Origin of the sequence: Corallococcus sp. CA053C (assembly GCF_003611675.1) — a bacterium.
In the GTDB taxonomy this organism is placed as follows: Bacteria; Myxococcota; Myxococcia; order Myxococcales; family Myxococcaceae; genus Corallococcus.
In genome coordinates, this window is record NZ_RAWA01000226.1 from 1 (window position 1) to 15,526 (window position 15,526).

Annotated in this window: 10 protein-coding genes; 2 read left to right on the plus strand and 8 right to left on the minus strand. The window is 67.1% G+C overall.

The features are described from left to right. Nucleotides 1–2,758, plus strand: a 2,758-nt coding sequence (locus D7V97_RS26205) for a vitamin B12-dependent ribonucleotide reductase (protein ID WP_120613370.1), incomplete at its 5' end; no start/stop codon positions are given. Nucleotides 2,759–2,849: 91 nt separating this feature from the next. Here D7V97_RS26205 and D7V97_RS26210 read toward each other — a convergent pair. The 3 genes from D7V97_RS26210 to D7V97_RS26220 all read right to left on the minus strand — a co-directional run bounded on the left by D7V97_RS26210 (nt 2,850) and on the right by D7V97_RS26220 (nt 9,732). After that, on the minus strand, nt 2,850–6,869 hold the full coding sequence (locus D7V97_RS26210; protein WP_120613371.1) for a hypothetical protein: 4,020 nt from the start codon (nt 6,867–6,869) through the stop codon (nt 2,850–2,852). Nucleotides 6,870–6,986: 117 nt separating this feature from the next. Then, nucleotides 6,987–8,381, minus strand: coding sequence for an undecaprenyl-phosphate glucose phosphotransferase (locus tag D7V97_RS26215; protein ID WP_120613372.1), 1,395 nt, complete (start codon nt 8,379–8,381; stop codon nt 6,987–6,989). Nucleotides 8,382–8,601: 220 nt separating this feature from the next. Beyond that, nucleotides 8,602–9,732, minus strand: coding sequence for a glycosyltransferase (locus tag D7V97_RS26220; RefSeq protein ID WP_120613373.1), 1,131 nt, complete (start codon nt 9,730–9,732; stop codon nt 8,602–8,604). A gap of 90 nt (nt 9,733–9,822) precedes the next feature. Between D7V97_RS26220 and D7V97_RS26225 the strand changes: the two genes are divergently transcribed. Beyond that, nucleotides 9,823–10,902 (plus strand): glycosyltransferase family 1 protein, encoded by a 1,080-nt coding sequence (locus tag D7V97_RS26225; protein WP_120613374.1) that lies wholly within the window; start codon nt 9,823–9,825, stop codon nt 10,900–10,902. Nucleotides 10,903–11,387: 485 nt separating this feature from the next. On the opposite strand, the gene D7V97_RS26235 is transcribed toward D7V97_RS26225, so the two are convergent. The 5 genes from D7V97_RS26235 to D7V97_RS26250 all read right to left on the minus strand — a co-directional run. Further along, a complete protein-coding gene (locus tag D7V97_RS26235) occupies nt 11,388–12,434 on the minus strand; it encodes a MopE-related protein (RefSeq protein WP_120613376.1) in 1,047 nt (348 codons plus the stop codon). 98 nt (nt 12,435–12,532) lie between these two features. Continuing rightward, complete coding sequence (locus D7V97_RS44275; protein ID WP_147444981.1) at nt 12,533–12,844, minus strand: hypothetical protein; 312 nt, start codon at nt 12,842–12,844, stop codon at nt 12,533–12,535. A gap of 250 nt (nt 12,845–13,094) precedes the next feature. Then, nucleotides 13,095–13,667: a DUF1629 domain-containing protein gene (locus D7V97_RS26245; protein WP_120613378.1), complete on the minus strand. Its 573-nt coding sequence runs from the start codon at nt 13,665–13,667 to the stop codon at nt 13,095–13,097. Between the two features lie 130 nt (nt 13,668–13,797). Continuing rightward, a complete protein-coding gene (locus D7V97_RS44280) occupies nt 13,798–14,778 on the minus strand; it encodes a hypothetical protein (protein WP_147444982.1) in 981 nt (326 codons plus the stop codon). A gap of 281 nt (nt 14,779–15,059) precedes the next feature. Further along, the coding region (locus tag D7V97_RS26250; protein WP_199728937.1) for an O-antigen ligase at nt 15,060–15,526 on the minus strand (467 nt) is incomplete at its 5' end.

Here is a 15,526-nt window from a genome sequence, read left to right on the forward strand (position 1 = left end):
TCGCGGGGGGAAGGGCAAGGGGAAGGCGGCGGCGGCGACGACCGGATTGACCGTGGAGCGCTTCTTCACGACGCCCGGGGTGGACCCCGCGGACGAGCTGGCGTGGGAGTACCGCAGCGCGAGCATCAAGGGCGAGGACGGCAAGGTCGTCTTCGATCAGAAGGACATCGAGGTCCCCAAGTCCTGGTCGATGCTGGCGACGAACGTCGTCGCGTCGAAGTACTTCCGGGGCACGCCGGGGACGCCGGACCGTGAGACGAGCGTGCGCAAGCTGGTGGCGCGCGTGGTGGACACGCTGACCCGCTGGGGCGCGGAGGGGCACTACTTCGCGTCGGAGGTGGACCGCGAGGCGTTCCACGCGGAGCTGACGCACCTTCTCCTGCGCCAGAAGGCGGCCTTCAACTCGCCCGTCTGGTTCAACGTGGGCGTGGAGGAGCACCCGCAGTGCTCGGCGTGCTTCATCAACAGCGTGGACGACAACATGGAGTCCATCCTCGGGCTGGCGCGCACCGAAGGCATGCTCTTCAAGTACGGCAGCGGCACGGGCACCAACCTGTCCACCGTGCGCGGCAGCAAGGAGCTGCTGGCGGGAGGCGGCACCGCGTCCGGCCCGGTGTCGTTCATGCGCGGCTTCGACGCGTTCGCGGGCGTCATCAAGAGCGGTGGCAAGACGCGCCGCGCGGCGAAGATGGTCATCCTCAACGCCGAGCACCCGGACATCCTGGAGTTCATCCGCTGCAAGTCGAACGAGGAGAAGAAGGCCTGGGCGCTCATCGAGGCCGGCTACGACCCTTCGTTCAACGGCGAGGCGTACGGGTCCGTCTACTTCCAGAACTCGAACAACTCCGTCCGCGTCACCGACGACTTCATGAAGGCCGTGGTGAACGACGGCCCGTGGCAGACGCGCGCGGTGCGCGACGGCCAGGTGATGGAGACGCACAAGGCGCGGGACCTCTTCCGGGAGATCGCGGAGGCGGCGCACCTGTGTGGCGACCCCGGCCTCCAGTACGACACCACGGTGAACGCGTGGCACACGTGCTCCGGCACGGCGCGCATCAACGCGTCCAACCCCTGCTCCGAGTACATGTTCCTGGATGACTCGGCCTGCAACCTGGCGTCGCTGAACCTGATGCACTTCCGCACGCTGGAGGGCGGCTTCGACGTGGCCGCGTTCAAGCACGCGGTGTCGGTGGTGCTGCTGGCGCAGGAGATCATCGTCGGCTTCAGCCGCTACCCCACCGAGCGCATCGCCAAGAACAGCCACGACTACCGGCCGCTGGGCCTGGGGTACGCGAACCTGGGCGCGCTGCTGATGGCGACGGGCCTGCCGTATGACTCGCCCGCGGGCCGCAACTACGCGGCGGCCATCACGTCGCTGATGTGCGGCGAGGCGTACGCCACGAGCGCGCGCATCGCGCAGAAGCAGGGCGCGTTCGCCGGCTACGGGAACAACGCGGAGCCGATGCTGGGCGTCATCCGCAAGCACCGCAAGGCGGCGTACCAGCTGCAGGTGGAGGGCGTGAGCGCGGAGCTGCTCCAGGCGCAGAAGGAGGCGTGGGACGACGCGCTGGCGCGCGGCACGGAGCACGGCTACCGCAACAGCCAGGTGACGGTGCTGGCGCCCACGGGCACCATCGGCTTCATGATGGACTGCGACACCACCGGCATCGAGCCGGACATCGCGCTCATCAAGTACAAGAAGCTGGTGGGCGGCGGCATGCTGAAGATCGTCAACCAGACGGTGCCGCTGGCGCTGGAGAAGCTGGGCTACCCGCAGACGCAGGCGCAGGACATCATCGCGTACCTGGACAAGCACGACACCATCGAGGGCGCGCCGCACCTGAAGCCGGAGCACCTGCCGGTGTTCGACTGCGCGTTCAAGCCGTCCAAGGGCCAGCGCAGCATCCACTGGATGGGCCACATCGAGATGATGGCGGCGGCGCAGCCGTTCCTCTCCGGCGCCATCAGCAAGACCGTGAACATGCCCACGGACTCCACGGTGGAGGACATCGAGAAGGCCTACCTGGAGGCGTGGAAGAGTGGCCTCAAGGCCGTCGCCGTGTACCGCGACGGGTGCAAGCGCACGCAGCCGCTCAACACGTCGAAGGACAAGCCCAAGGAGCCGCGCCACGTGGCGGCCGAGCCCGTGGCCCCGCTGGTGACGCCCGAGCCGAAGGCGCACCGTCGCCGGCTGCCGGACGAGCGGCAGTCCATCACGCACAAGTTCTCCATCGGCGGCCACGAGGGCTACCTGACGGTGGGCATGTACGAGGACGGCTCGCCGGGCGAGCTGTTCGTGGTGATGGCGAAGGAGGGCTCGGTGGTGAGCGGGCTGATGGACAGTTTCGCCACCAGCGTGTCGCTGGCGCTCCAGTACGGCGTGCCCATGCAGGTGCTGGCGGACAAGTTCTGCCACACCCGCTACGAGCCGAGCGGCTTCACCGGCAACCCGGCCATCCCCATCGCCAAGTCCATCACGGACTACATCTTCCGGTGGCTGTCGTTGAAGTTCCTGCCCACCGCGCCGTGCGGTGACGACGCGGAGGTGACGCCGGCGGAGGAGGCCCGTCCGGAGCCGGTGACGCAGGCGGCGGTGGCGGCCCCTCCGGCGACGCTGCAGCTGTCGGCGATGGGCTCGCGCAGCACGTACCTGAACCAGGCGGACGCCCCGCCCTGCCACACCTGCGGCGCCATCACCGTGCGCAGCGGCGCCTGCTACAAGTGCGCGAACTGCGGCACGACGAGCGGCTGCAGCTAGGTCGTCGGTTCGCCAAGCAGAAGTGAAGAAGGGCTCCGGTGCCGATGCGATGGCGCCGGGGCCCTTCGTGTTTCCTGCGCGGCGGTGAGGCCTACGGGAAGCGGTGGAGGCGGGTGCAGATCTCCACGGCGCGATCCGCGATGCGGGCCAGCTCCTCCAGCGTGCTGAGCTCCACGGGAGCGGGGCCGTGCTCGGCGACGAAGAACGCCACGGGCTGACCGCGAGCGTGCAGCGGGAAGACGAGCAGGTGCGATTCGGATTCGCACAGCGCGGAGAAGATGGCCTCGTCCTGGGGGCCCTGCGGCGCGCTGAAGACGCTGGGGCTGGGGCCCTTCAGCGCGGACGCGAGGAGGGACGGTGCGTCCAGGTCCACCTTGAGCGCGGAGACCTCCGGGCGCTCACTGCCCGGGCCCCAGGCGCGACCCACGCGCGCGAGTCCGAAGCTGTCGCCCAGCAGGAAGGCCCGGCGGAAGCGGCCCGCGCTGTAGGCCAGCAGCACCTTGCCGACCGTGCCCTGCGAGTCCGCGGTGTCCAGCGCGGTGAGGACCTGATCCGCCGTGACAGCGGGACCATTCGGCGGCGTGTCGGTGGACGCGCTGGCTGCGGCGAGCAGTGCCTGCGCGGTGTCGAGCTGCAGGGTGGCCTGCGGCTGCCACGGCTGCTGCATGAACTCCCACGCGGAGGCCAGGGCCACGCCGCCTTCGTTCGTGGCCGGGGTGGACGTGGCCGGACCGTCCAGATCGACCACGCGATCCGCCCAGGTGGTCTCGGCGGCGTGGCCCACCGAGCCCTCCCCTTCCCCGCCGCCCTGCCAGCCCACGAACTCCCACGTGGAGGCGAGCTGCATGGGCTCTTCGGAGGATGCGGAGAGGTCGTCGATCGAGATGGGTGTCCGCTCGCGAGCAGGAGCCGGTGCGGGCGAGACCACGAGGCGCGGCTTCGGAGGAGTCATGTCCTCGGGAGGCGCGGCGGGTGCTTCGGCTTGCGCCCGAGCTTCCGTGGCCTCTGGGGCGCTGGCAGCGACGGACGGGACGTCCTCGTCGACCTCGAGGTAGGAGACAGCTTCGGACCGGGGCTCCGGGGCGGCAGGTGATTCCGGGACGGGCTCCGGAGTCGCGGCGATGGATGCGGGCTCCAGCGCCTCCGCGGACCGGGATTCCTGCGGGGATGCGCCTTCGGGGATCAGCGCGACCTCGAACTCGGGGGGGATTCCGGTTCGTGACTCGTCGGCGGCAGGTGCTGCCTCGGGAGGCGGCGCGACGGCGAGGACGGCAGGCTCCGCAAGGGGCTTCGGCGCGGCGGCGACCTGCCAGGGCTCGGAGGCCTCGGGAGCGGGAGCTGCGGGAGACGGGAGGGGTTCGGACGACGGGCCCGCCAGACTGAATTCGAGCGCGTCGGCGTCAACGTCCTGGGGGACGGTGGCGTTGTCGACAGGGGACGCCTGGACCTCGGAGCGCGGTGCGACGACTTCGGCGGGCGCCGGAGCGTCGGAATGGACAGACACCGGCAGGTCTTCTGGCAAGGACCCGGCGTCGAGCTGCGCGACCTGTTCCTGCTCGGAGGCTGTGATGACAGACGCCTCGGGAGGGGTGACCTTCGGCTCCGCGACTTCGAGGGTGACTGAAGCGGGGGGCGACTCCGCCTTGAGCGTGGCTGGCGGCGCGGAGGTGGCGACGTCCGGCAGGTCTTCGAACTCCATCACATCCAACAGCCCGTCTTCGTGGCCGGCGGCAGCGACGGCCGGCGGCGTGGGCTGGGATGAGGCAGGGTCGTGGCGCGGGGCTTCGAGGAGGATGGCCGGAGGCGTGCTCGGGCTCGCATCCGCTGCGTCACTCCGTGTGGACGCGCTCAGCGAGGACTCATCGGTAAAGACATCCCAGGCAGGCTCCGCAGCAGCCTGGACCTTGTGCGGTTCGGCCGACATGACTTCGGCCTCTTCGAGGATGTCGTCGACGGCGAGTGCCTCCGTTCCGATGGCATCAGGGGGCTTGGGCTCCTGGGCGTTCGGGGCCGCGGCCTGAACGGGAGGTGCTTCGGGCTCGGCGTCGAACGACTCGGGGATCAGGATGTCGTCGTCTTCGTCGACAAGCTCTGCGTCCAGCAGCAGCTCGGACGGGGCAGGCGGTGCAATCGCTTGCTTGGGGGCAACCGCATCCGGCGTGGCGCCCGACGAGGACGGGAGGCTCGCATTGGAGTGTCCGCCCGGGGGTGTACTTGCGCTGGGAGTCGCGGCATCCAGCGTGCCCTGCGGGGCGGCGGAAGGGTGTCCAGAGTGAGTAACGCTCGCGACGGCATTCGTCACATCCACGTCGACTTGAGCGGAGGTTATCGCAAGGTCGCCCCAAGCCGTGTCCACGAGGGCCCCCACCCCACCCTGCGCGGCGGCAATTGTCGGTGAGCCCACGGGAGCATTCGCATCACCGTGAGCAATGACATTCGGCGTTCCTCCCGGAGGCTGACCCGCGAGGGTATTCACTGCATCAGGCGCAAAGGCATTCGGCGGCCCGCCCGACTGTGAAACCACGGCGGCATTCGACCCATCAGGCGCAATGGCACTCGGCGGTGAAACCACGACCGCGTTCGCCCCCCCCTGAGCAATGGCAGTCGGCGACCCAATGGCAGCCGAACCCACGGCGGCATTCAGCGGTCCCCCCGGAGGCGAGCCCGCGACAGGCCCCGGCGCTCCAGGACGCTGCTGCTGCGCGACGGGCACCGGCCCGGCGCCGACCGCCGGCATGGTGCCCGACGGACGCCCCTGTCGCGGAGGTGCTCCAGGAGGCGGCGGCCCCACCGGCCTTCCCTGCGCGGCATTCGGCGGCACGGCTCCCGGAGGCCCTACCGGACGCGCGCTCCCAGGAGGCCCGGCGACCGGGATCCCCGTGGCGGACGACGGACGCCGCCCAGGAGGCGGAACAGCACCTGCCATCACCGGAGGCGGCGTACCCGGAGCAGGCCGGGGCGCCATACCAGGAGGCATCGCGCCCGGCGGCGGCCCTGCCCGGACCATCCCGGGCGGCATCGGTGCACCGCCAGGCGCAGGCGGACGCGGCATCCCAGGGCCCGGGCCCACGGGTCCACCCGGCGGCGCGGCACGCACGCCAGGAGGCGGTGTCCTGCCCACCGTCGGAATGCCCACCGCCGAGGGAGGCCGAGCCCCCGGCACCGCGGGCCCAGGTCCTCCCCGTCCCACCATTCCAGGCGGCGCCCCAGCGACACGCGGATCCACCGGCACTCCCGGCGGAGGCGTCGCACGCGCGGGCGCTCCACCCTGCCCCGGAGCCATCGCGCCCGGCCCAGCGACCACCGGCATCCCGCCCTGACGCGCCACCAATCCCGGAGGCTGTGCCGCCACCGGCGCACGCGCGGGCGCGAGCACGGGGATCCCTCCCGGACGCGCAGCCTCAACGACAGGCGGCGCAGCCACCACCTCTCCCATCACGATCTGCGGAAGCTCCTCCTCGCTCTCTCCCAGCGGAGCGGGCGCGGCCACGACCGGCGCCGCGTCCTCCGCGTCCGAGTCATCACTGAGGAACTGTCCCGGCGCGAGCCCCCCGAACATCGCGGACACCTGCGGCTCCGGACGCACGGGCGGAGGCGGCGTGGGCGGCAGGGGCACAGTGGCCACGGACACCGACCTGCGGATGGGCACGGGCGCGGGCGGCGGCAGGGCCTTCGTCGGACGCGCGAGGCCGTAGTGGCGCGCCTGGTACTGGAACAGCCGCAGCTCCGGCGTGACGTACGGCACGATGCGCATCCCGGTGATGAACCCGAGCGCATCCGTCGTCTGGAGCTCCAGCGGGTTCGCCAGCGCGACCTTCAGCCGCCGCCCCTCCACCGCGAGCGGGAACGCCTGGTGCTTCTCCGCCTGATCCGGCGTCAGCAACTTCAGCGTCGCGTCGGTGACGGCGTCGAAGTCCGCCTCCATCGCCACGGGCATCCGGGTCAACTCCCCCAGCACCATGCCCACCGTCTCGATGTCGAGGAACCCCAGTTCCACCAGCCGGGTGCCCAACCGGCCCCCGTGCACGAGCTGGACGCCGAGCCCCTGGTCGAGCTGCGCCTGCGTCAGGAGGCCCTTGCGGACCAGGGTGATTCCAAGCTTGTCGGCCATGTACCGACGGATTCTAGACGGCTTCGCGGCACTCGCGGAGGGTGCGCGTGAATACGACCTGCGCTCCCGTCACGCCCGCCTGCCTGCCCCAAGCTCCGGGCCCCGCGGGGTCCAGCCTCAGTACGCGTTCTTCGACAGGAAGCCGCCCAGCGCGGTGCGCAGGAGGATCTTCAGGTCCATCAGGAGCGACCAGTTCTCGATGTAGTACAGGTCGTACTCGATGCGCTTCTGGATGGACGTCTGGCCGCGCAGGCCGTTGATCTGCGCCCAGCCCGTGATGCCCGCCTTCACCTTGTGCCGCAGGTGGTAGCGCGGAATCTGGCGCTTGAACTCCTCGATGAAGACGGGGCGCTCCGGGCGCGGGCCCACGAGGCTCATGTCCCCGCGCAGCACGTTGAAGAACTGCGGCAGCTCATCCAGCGAGTACTTGCGCAGGAACGTGCCCACCGGCGTGCGGCGCGCATCCACCGCGCTCGCCATGGTGGCGCCCGCCACCTCCGCGTCCACGCGCATGGTGCGGAACTTGAGGATGGGGAAGGTGCGCCCGTCCATCCCCATGCGCTCCTGGCGATAGAGGATGGGGCCCCGGCTCGTCAGCCACACGAGCAGCGCCGTCGCCGCCATCACGGGCGCGCTCACGAGGATGGCGACGAGCGAGAACAGCACGTCGAACACGCGCTTGGCCACGCGGCTCCAGCCGTCCATCGGGTCGCCCTGGAGGCTGATGATGGGCAGGCCGCCGAACTCCTCCAGGCCGCCGTACAGGGTGATGTACTGGTACAGGTCCGGCACCACCTTGACGTCCACCGTGCGCAGCGCGAGCTGCTCCATCAGCGGCTTCACCTGCGCCTGGTCCTCCAGCGGCACGGCGATGATGACCTGATCCACCGGGTGCGCATCCAGGTACGCCTCCACGTTCTGCACGTGGTCCACGACGCGCACCCCGCCCACCCACTGGCCCACCTTCTCCGGCTTGAGCGACAGTACGCCCATCACGCGGAAGCCCAGCTCGCGGTGGCTCTCCACCGTCTCGATGGTGCGCAGCCCCAGGTCCCCCGCGCCGATGACGAGGATGGACTTGAGGTTGTAGCCGCGCCGGCGCACCTCGCTCAGCACCTGGCGGAACGCGAGCCGCGAGAGGGCAATGAGCGTGAAGGCGTAGACGACGAAGATGGCCAGCGTGAGGCGCGAGTACCGCTCGCGGATGAAGTACGTCACCGCCACCAGCACGAGCGTCGCGGTGATGGTCGCCTTGAATAGCTCGAACAGCTCGCCCATGTGCGTGCGCGAGCGGTTGGTCGCGTACAGCCGGGCCTGCTGGAACGTCACCGGGAAGATGATCAGCACCATCACCAGGGAGACGAACGTCTCCGCCGGCGGCGGGATGCCCTCGGTGATGGGCATGACACCGCTGAAGCGGGTGAAGTACGCGAGCACGAACGCCATCGCGAGCATCCCCGCGTCGGCGGCGACCTTGATGGACGTATAGAAGCGCTGCAGGCGACCGAACACCGCGGTGACTCCTGTCGGATGGCGGGGAGGACCGCCAGTCCGTTGCAAGACACGCACCCTGGGACCCGAGCACCGTCACCGGTCCCGAGTCCCGCCCCCGCGCGGCGTCCTAGCACGGTTTTTTCCGTAAAACCAAGGGGTTGGCCCAGCGGCCATCCGACACTCGGCGTGGGAGGGGCCGGCCGTCCCTCGGAAAGTGGGGACGGGCCGGACAGCGCTGTCACACCGCTGGGGAGGGCGGGGACAGGCCCAGGAGGGTGTCGACCTCGGCCTGGATGGCCTGCTGGAAGCGGGCGCGGCCGAAGCGTTCGGCCTGGGCGCGGGCGTCTTCGGGGCGGAAGGACTGCTCCCACGCGTCGAACTGGCGCACGGCGGCGGCGAGCGACGCGGGGGTCTGTTCTGGGAAGAAGAGGCCCGTCTTCGGAGTGACGGTCTCCAGGGCGCCGCCCTTGCCGAAGGCGATGACGGGGCGGCCGGTGGCCTGGGCTTCCAGGGGGGTGAGGCCGAAGTCCTCCTCGGGGGTGAAGAGGAGCGCGCGCGCGTCGCGGTAGAGGGCGGGGAGCGCGGCGTCGGGGACGTTGCCGAGGAAGCGGATGTGCGGAGGCAGCGGGCCCGACGTGAGGCGCGCGGCCTCCTGGCCGGTGCCCACGACCCACAGGGGGGTGTCCAGGGTGCGGAAGGCTTCGAGCGCGACGTCCAGCCGCTTGTAGGGGGCGAAGGCGCCGAGCCACAGGAAGTAGCCGCCCTGCCCTCCCCCTTCGAGGGGCAGCCGGGTGAAGCGCTCGAGCTCCACGGGGGGCGGGACGACGGAGGCCTCGCGGCCCCAGAAGCGGCGGATCTTCGCGGCGATGTGCTGGCTGTTGGCGACGAGGCGGTCCACGCCATCGGTGGAGGCGCGGTCCCAGTGCTGGAGGTACGGGCGCACGGCGAGCGCGGCGGCGCGCACGGGGAGGCGGGTGCGGCCGGGGCCGAAGTAGTCGTCGAACAGGTCCCACATGTACCGCATGGGCGCGTGCACGTAGCTCAGGTGCGGCACGCCGGGCGGGGCGTGGATGCCCTTGGCGACGCAGTGGCTGGAGGACAGGACGAGGTCGTAGTCGCCGGTGATGCGCAGGGCTTCGATGGCGCGGGGGAACAGCGGCAGGAAGTGGCGGTAGCGCGCGTGGATGCCGGGGATGTGCTGGAGGAACGACGTGGTGATGCGTCGGTTCTCGATGCGCGGGGGCTGGCTGCCCGGCTGGTGGATGAGCGTGTAGAGGTCCGCGTCGGGGTACAGCTCGCAGAGGGCGTCGAGGACGCGCTCTCCGCCGCGGTGGGTGACGAGCCAGTCGTGGACGAGGGCGACCTTCACGGGGCGCCTTGTACCACTGGAGCAGCGGTGCCCGCCTGTCCCGCGTGTGGTAGGCCAGGGGGCGTGCCCTCTGTCCTACTCGACCTGCGAATGGTGCGCGGTCAGCTCCACGGCATCGCGCGCTACGCGCTGGAGCTGGCGCGAAGGTTGCCGGGGCTCGCCCCGGACCTGGAGTTCTCCGCCCTCGTGCCGGCCCAGGGCCTGCCGGACGGGCTGGGAGCGCTGACGCCCCGGATTCCGCTGCACCGCACGCGGGCGGCGTACCTGTCCCCGCTGGAGCAGCCGCTGCTGGCGTATGAGCTGAACAAGCTCAAGCCGGACCTGTTCCACGCGACGTCGTTCTCCCTGCCCCTGTTCTGGCCGGGGAAGCTGGTGGCGACGTTGCATGACGCGAACCATCTGGCGCTCGCGGACCAGTACACGCCGGTACAGGCGATTTATTACAAGGCCGTGGTGGGGCCGCGGGCGCGCACGGCGTCGGCGCTGATCACCGTGTCTGACTTCTCCCGGGAGGAGTTGGGGAAGTATCTGAAGATGTCGCCGTACCGGTTCCAGGTGATCCACAACGGTGTGGATTCGCGCTTCGAGCCTCCCACGGCGAGTGAGGCGAAGGCGTTCCGGGAACGGCATGAGCTGCCGGAGCGGTACGTGGCGGTGGTGGGCAACGCGAAGCCGTTCAAGAACCTGGCGATGCTGGGCAAGTTCGCGGCGGACCTGCCGGTGCCGCTGGTGTTGCTCGCGGGCAAGGGCGCGGTGGCGCACGAGACGGGCCTGCACGAAAACGTCATCGACCTGGAAGAGTTGCCTGAGTCGGAGATGGCGCTGTTCTATGGCGCGGCAGCGGCATTGTTGTTGCCGTCGAAGTACGAGGGGTTTGGCTTGCCCGCCCTGGAGGCCATGGCGGCCGGGTGTCCTGTGATTGCCGCGGACGCCACCGCGCTTCCGGAGGTCGTGGGCAACGCGGCGATGCGGCTGCCTCCCGATGACGTGACCGCTTGGCGGGAGGCCACGCTGCGAATCCTGCGCGACGATGTGTTGCGCAGGGAGTTGATCGAGCTGGGCCGAGAGCGGGCCGCGCGATTCAACTGGGACACCTGCTCACGACAGACGTTGGGTGTCTATCGACGAGGTCTGGGTGGAGTGGATTCACGCCCACTCACGCAGCGCTAGTTTTACCGCAAACAGTTTATGTACTAAAAAGCACACCCGCTGATCCCTATCGTACACCAGCCCGATAGACTCTCGATGCGCGACCCAAGCCGCGCCACAACACGGGAGCAATGATGCAATTCAAGCCAGGGCTCATAGGAGCACTTTTGTTCGCGGGAATGTCTTTCACGGCGTGCGGCGGCCCTGATGACGAGAGTGCCCACCCCGAAACCGCAGCGCGTGAAGATGCCATCTGGAATTGCGATGGCTCCCTGGAGTTCAGCATCGTCTACTACAGCGACGCCAGCCACACCCAGTGGGTTGGCACGGAGGCCTGTAACTGCGACGGCACCTACTCCTTCGTGGGGAAACGGGCTGCCTACAGGGATTCCAATTCCTGGCAATGCCTCTGAAGGACGACAGGGCATGGCCTGAATCCAGGAGTTGAGATTGCGCCTGACGCCGGGACGAGCCCGGCGCCAGGGGAAAGCGCCGCCGACGGTGGACTATGAGCAGGCGTCGCCGACGCCGTCCTGATTTGAATCCGCTTGGTCCGCGTTGGGAACGCTCGGGCAGTTGTCGACGTCGTCGTTGATCCCATCTCCGTCGGTGTCGACGCTGGCCGGCAGGTCGACCCCGTCACAGTCCTGGTCGATTCCATCCCCTGGTGTCTCGGTGGCTCCGGGATGGATGCTGGCGTCGCTGTCATTGCAGTCGTTGCCATTGTAGGCCGCCGAGATGTAGCCATCTCCGTCCGCGTCCCCGCTCTGGGTCGAGCACTGCTTGACGTTGCTGTACGCGGACGCGCCGTAGCGGTCATAGAGCGCCACCCGGTACTGGTACGTGCTCCCCGGCGGACGGCCGGTGTCCGAGTTGTAGCTGGCGCCCCAGTACGGATAGGACTTGATGACCATCCACGACGTGGAGCCTGCGGCTGCCCGCTCCAGCTCAATGCGGTCAAAGTCGCTCGGTCGGGAAGGAAGCGACCAGGCGGTGTAGAGCATCGTCGTCGGATCGGGATAGTCGGGGTAGCAGTAGGTGAGCGTGGGCGCGGGCGGCGCCAGGTTGGTGATGGGCAGGGCATACGCCGCACCTGGATTGGTGGATGTCACCCCAAGGGTGGAGACGTACCAATTCCCAGCAGAGGGAAACTTGAGCCCGGTGATGACGGTGGTCGTGGTGGCCGTGGTGTCTGGATAGCGCACCTCGAAGCGATAGATGCCCTGGAAGCCGCTCCAGACGTAGAGCCCACTGAACTGGACCGTGAAGGTCTGCCCGGGACCTGCCAGCGTGGTCGGGCCGTACACGAGCTTGTCGTACGAATTGTAGTCCGCATCCGCGAAAACGGTGACCTGATTGGACGGCCCGAACTTTCCGACGCCGTTGTTCTTGAACAGCACGGTGACCGTGCCTGTGGTTGCGGCCAGGGCGGGAGCCGAGGCAACCAGCATGGCCAGCAATGACAGGATGGACAGCAAACGATTTCGGGCCATCTCAGCGCTCCAGGACAGGGCATCACCGCGCACATAGGGTTTGCTCTGTCGAACATTCATGGCGCCGTCTGTATTGTCGCCCCCATCGTTTCCCGCTCACTAGAAAATGGCGCCCACTCCAAAATCATTTCGCGTCAGTCTGGCTGCGGGAATGTTTCTCACGATCCGTGATTCGGCGCATCGAACGTGCACGTCAGCATGTCGCCGTTCAGGTAGCGATAGATGAACTGGCCTTCTGCGTAGAGGTCATTCACCGTCTCGAACGTGACGGAGCCTTCCACGGGGCGGCCTGGCTGGAAGTAGCCGCTCTTCGAGCCCTCCGACGTCCAGATGCGGCCCGACCACTCCCTCACCACCGACTCGCCCTGCGGGCCCAGACGATAGTCCCCCTGCGGCACGAGCTTCGTCGTGTTCGCCTCGTCAAGGCGTGCGCCGCTCATCAACTCGATGTCGACCCCGAAGGACCGCACGTCGTCCTCCAGGCCCCCTGGCTCATATTGCAGTTGGACCCAAACTCTTCCGTTGCCGTACCTGTCCGGTTCGTCCCGTCCCAGCCAGGACCCGTCTTCGGAAATGGGCCACTCCACCCGCTTGCCCAGGTGGATGCCCTGACATTCCCCGGTGGCCACGGGGTCGGGAATCAAGAAACAGCCAGAGGCGGACAGGGCACAGACGGACAGCACGAGCGCCACGTGCATATAGGAAGTGAAGGACCGCGATTCAGACCTCGTCAAACTGCCCGCCCACAATGCCGGTCCGCTCCAGCGCATCCTTGATCTCCTCGTCAACGATGATCGGCGGATGCCAGCCCCAGAGTCGGAAGATACGAGCGTTTCCGACCTTTGACTTGTCAATCCGCAGCCCGGAGACAGCGCGGTACTCTCCAACCCGCTCGGGGCGCCCGTCGTCCGGCCCGTAGCGCTGGACTTCTTCGCAGGCCGCGTCGTCGATGCAACGAACCTCCCTGGTCACGTTGAGCAGGGAATAAGGCTGTTCTTGGCCCTCGACCTCGACTGAGAAGAGTTGGACATCGTTGAGCGCAAGGTCCCGAAACACGGACGCAACTTTTTCGTTGACCACAGGAATCTGTCCCGCCCCTGCGGTTGTGTAGTCCAGAGGCTTTCCCGCATACCGGACTGGAAACTTCAATTTCTCGCGGAGTTCGACCCTCCGGCCTTGCATGAACTGCCAGCCGTCCTTGAGTTCCTCTCCAGCGAGGTTCCTCGGCTCCGTTAAATACCAACGCCCTGACATATAGACGTCGACACCCAAGCGAAAGAAACGTCGATCCATGGCGTTACGCCCCAGAGTCTTTCGTGATGAGCCTCCGCAGTTTCGTCCCAGCGGTCGTCAGGCATTGTGCAATTCTGCCCACGCTTTCCTCGCCCCTTCTCCACCTCTGACGAGGCATCGCAGGCGCTCCCTAAAAAACAAGCCCCTTATCAACCAGCAACTGATCGAGGGAGGCAATTTTTGGCAAAGGAGGAAGACCGAGCTTACCGAAGTAACGCCTAATTTTTGCGTGCCTTCTCTTGGCATCAGCGGGCATCTGCACTTTCCCAAATTTCTCCCGCCATTGCCCAACAAGTGCGTCCTCAGCTCGCTGGGAAGAGCTTAACTCCACGTCGATCGACAGCACGATCCGCAGAAGAATATCGCTAAAACCGACTACATCGCGAAGCTCAACGACGACCGGATCTCCAAGGCCAAGTGGCAAGCATGTAGGAATAGCAAAAGGCAAGGCTGTCCCCGCAGTCACAGCAAGTCCATTGGATGCCATCACCGCATTCTCAGTGGCCTTTCCACCGACATGCATCAGGCAGTTTCGACACTCCTTGAAGTACCTATAGATACTCAACAACTGCTCGACATATCCAAACTGAACCTTTGCCTGCCCCCTAAGCACCGGCTGCATATCGGAAATCATAACAGCGCTCGCCTTGCCAACAAGCATCGGCAACACCGCTCCTATTCCACGACCGACTCCCTTTGGGTTTGTCGATGTTGGAAATTGCAATCCCTTCACGATCTGCTCGGCCTTTTTCTTCTCGGCGTCGGTTCCAGCCACCAAACCAGGAGCAAGGCTGGCTACGATCTCTGTCGCCCACGTCTCATATATGGCGAACAAGTTCACCAATGTAATTTTCGCCAACTCGCGCTGCTGCTGCTGCCATGTTTTCTCAAGACAGAATCGGCGAATGTTTGCTCCATGGATTCCAGATCCCTCTACAAAACGGGCATTGAGTTCATCAACCGTCGTTGTTCCGCAGACAGACTGATAGCCGGCAACCTGCCATCGAAGATTCCATACTGCCGCCGCAGTGGGCCAGACAAAGTCGTAAATCCCTGTAACCGCATCAATAGCATTTTTCGTAGCAGGAAAGAGTGTATAGTGCTGTGCCATGGCTGGGACTATACAGCAGGAGTATGGAGCTTTGCACTGGCCGTAATCTTCGGTGACTGGCAGCATCTCCCAAACGCAGAATGCTCTAGCATAGCGCGCGAATAATTCTGGGGTTTGTTGTGCTTGGCCCGCGAACTGCGCCTAACGCCCTTTGCCGCGCCATACCCCAGCACCAACTCCTCGCACATATAAAAAAATCATCGACCCTTCACAGGGATAGTTGGGCGAAGGTCATCACCATCGCACTCACCCTGCGCAGAGGAAGCCGAAGGAGGCAGCTGCTATTGTTTTTCCGAATTGAATAGATCTTTCAAGTGTGGACTGGCCGCACTGTACTCACACAATCCCAGCCCCCAGACCAACATGAACGACAGGTGCACGCTCGGGTGGAACGGCAGGTAGTGCACCAGGGCCAGGACGTGGAAGCCCACGAAGGACAACAGCGCGCCTGTCGCCGCCAATGAGCCCATACGGTGCCTGCGCACCAGGGCCCGCGCCAGCAGCGCATGCATCGTCGCCAGCAGCACCAGCCCCACGAGCCCCGTCTCCGCCCACGCCGTCAGCCACAGATTGTGTGAATCCGTGGCCAGCAGGTCCGTGATGCCCGTCTCCGCCTGGGTCGCCAGTGCGGCGGGTTTGTGGTTGCCGAAGCCCACGCCCACCCACGGGTGCTCGCGCACCAGGCGCCAGCCCACCGACATCGCCAGCGACCGCTCCCCGCTGCCGAACAGGTTGTCCACCGCCTTGC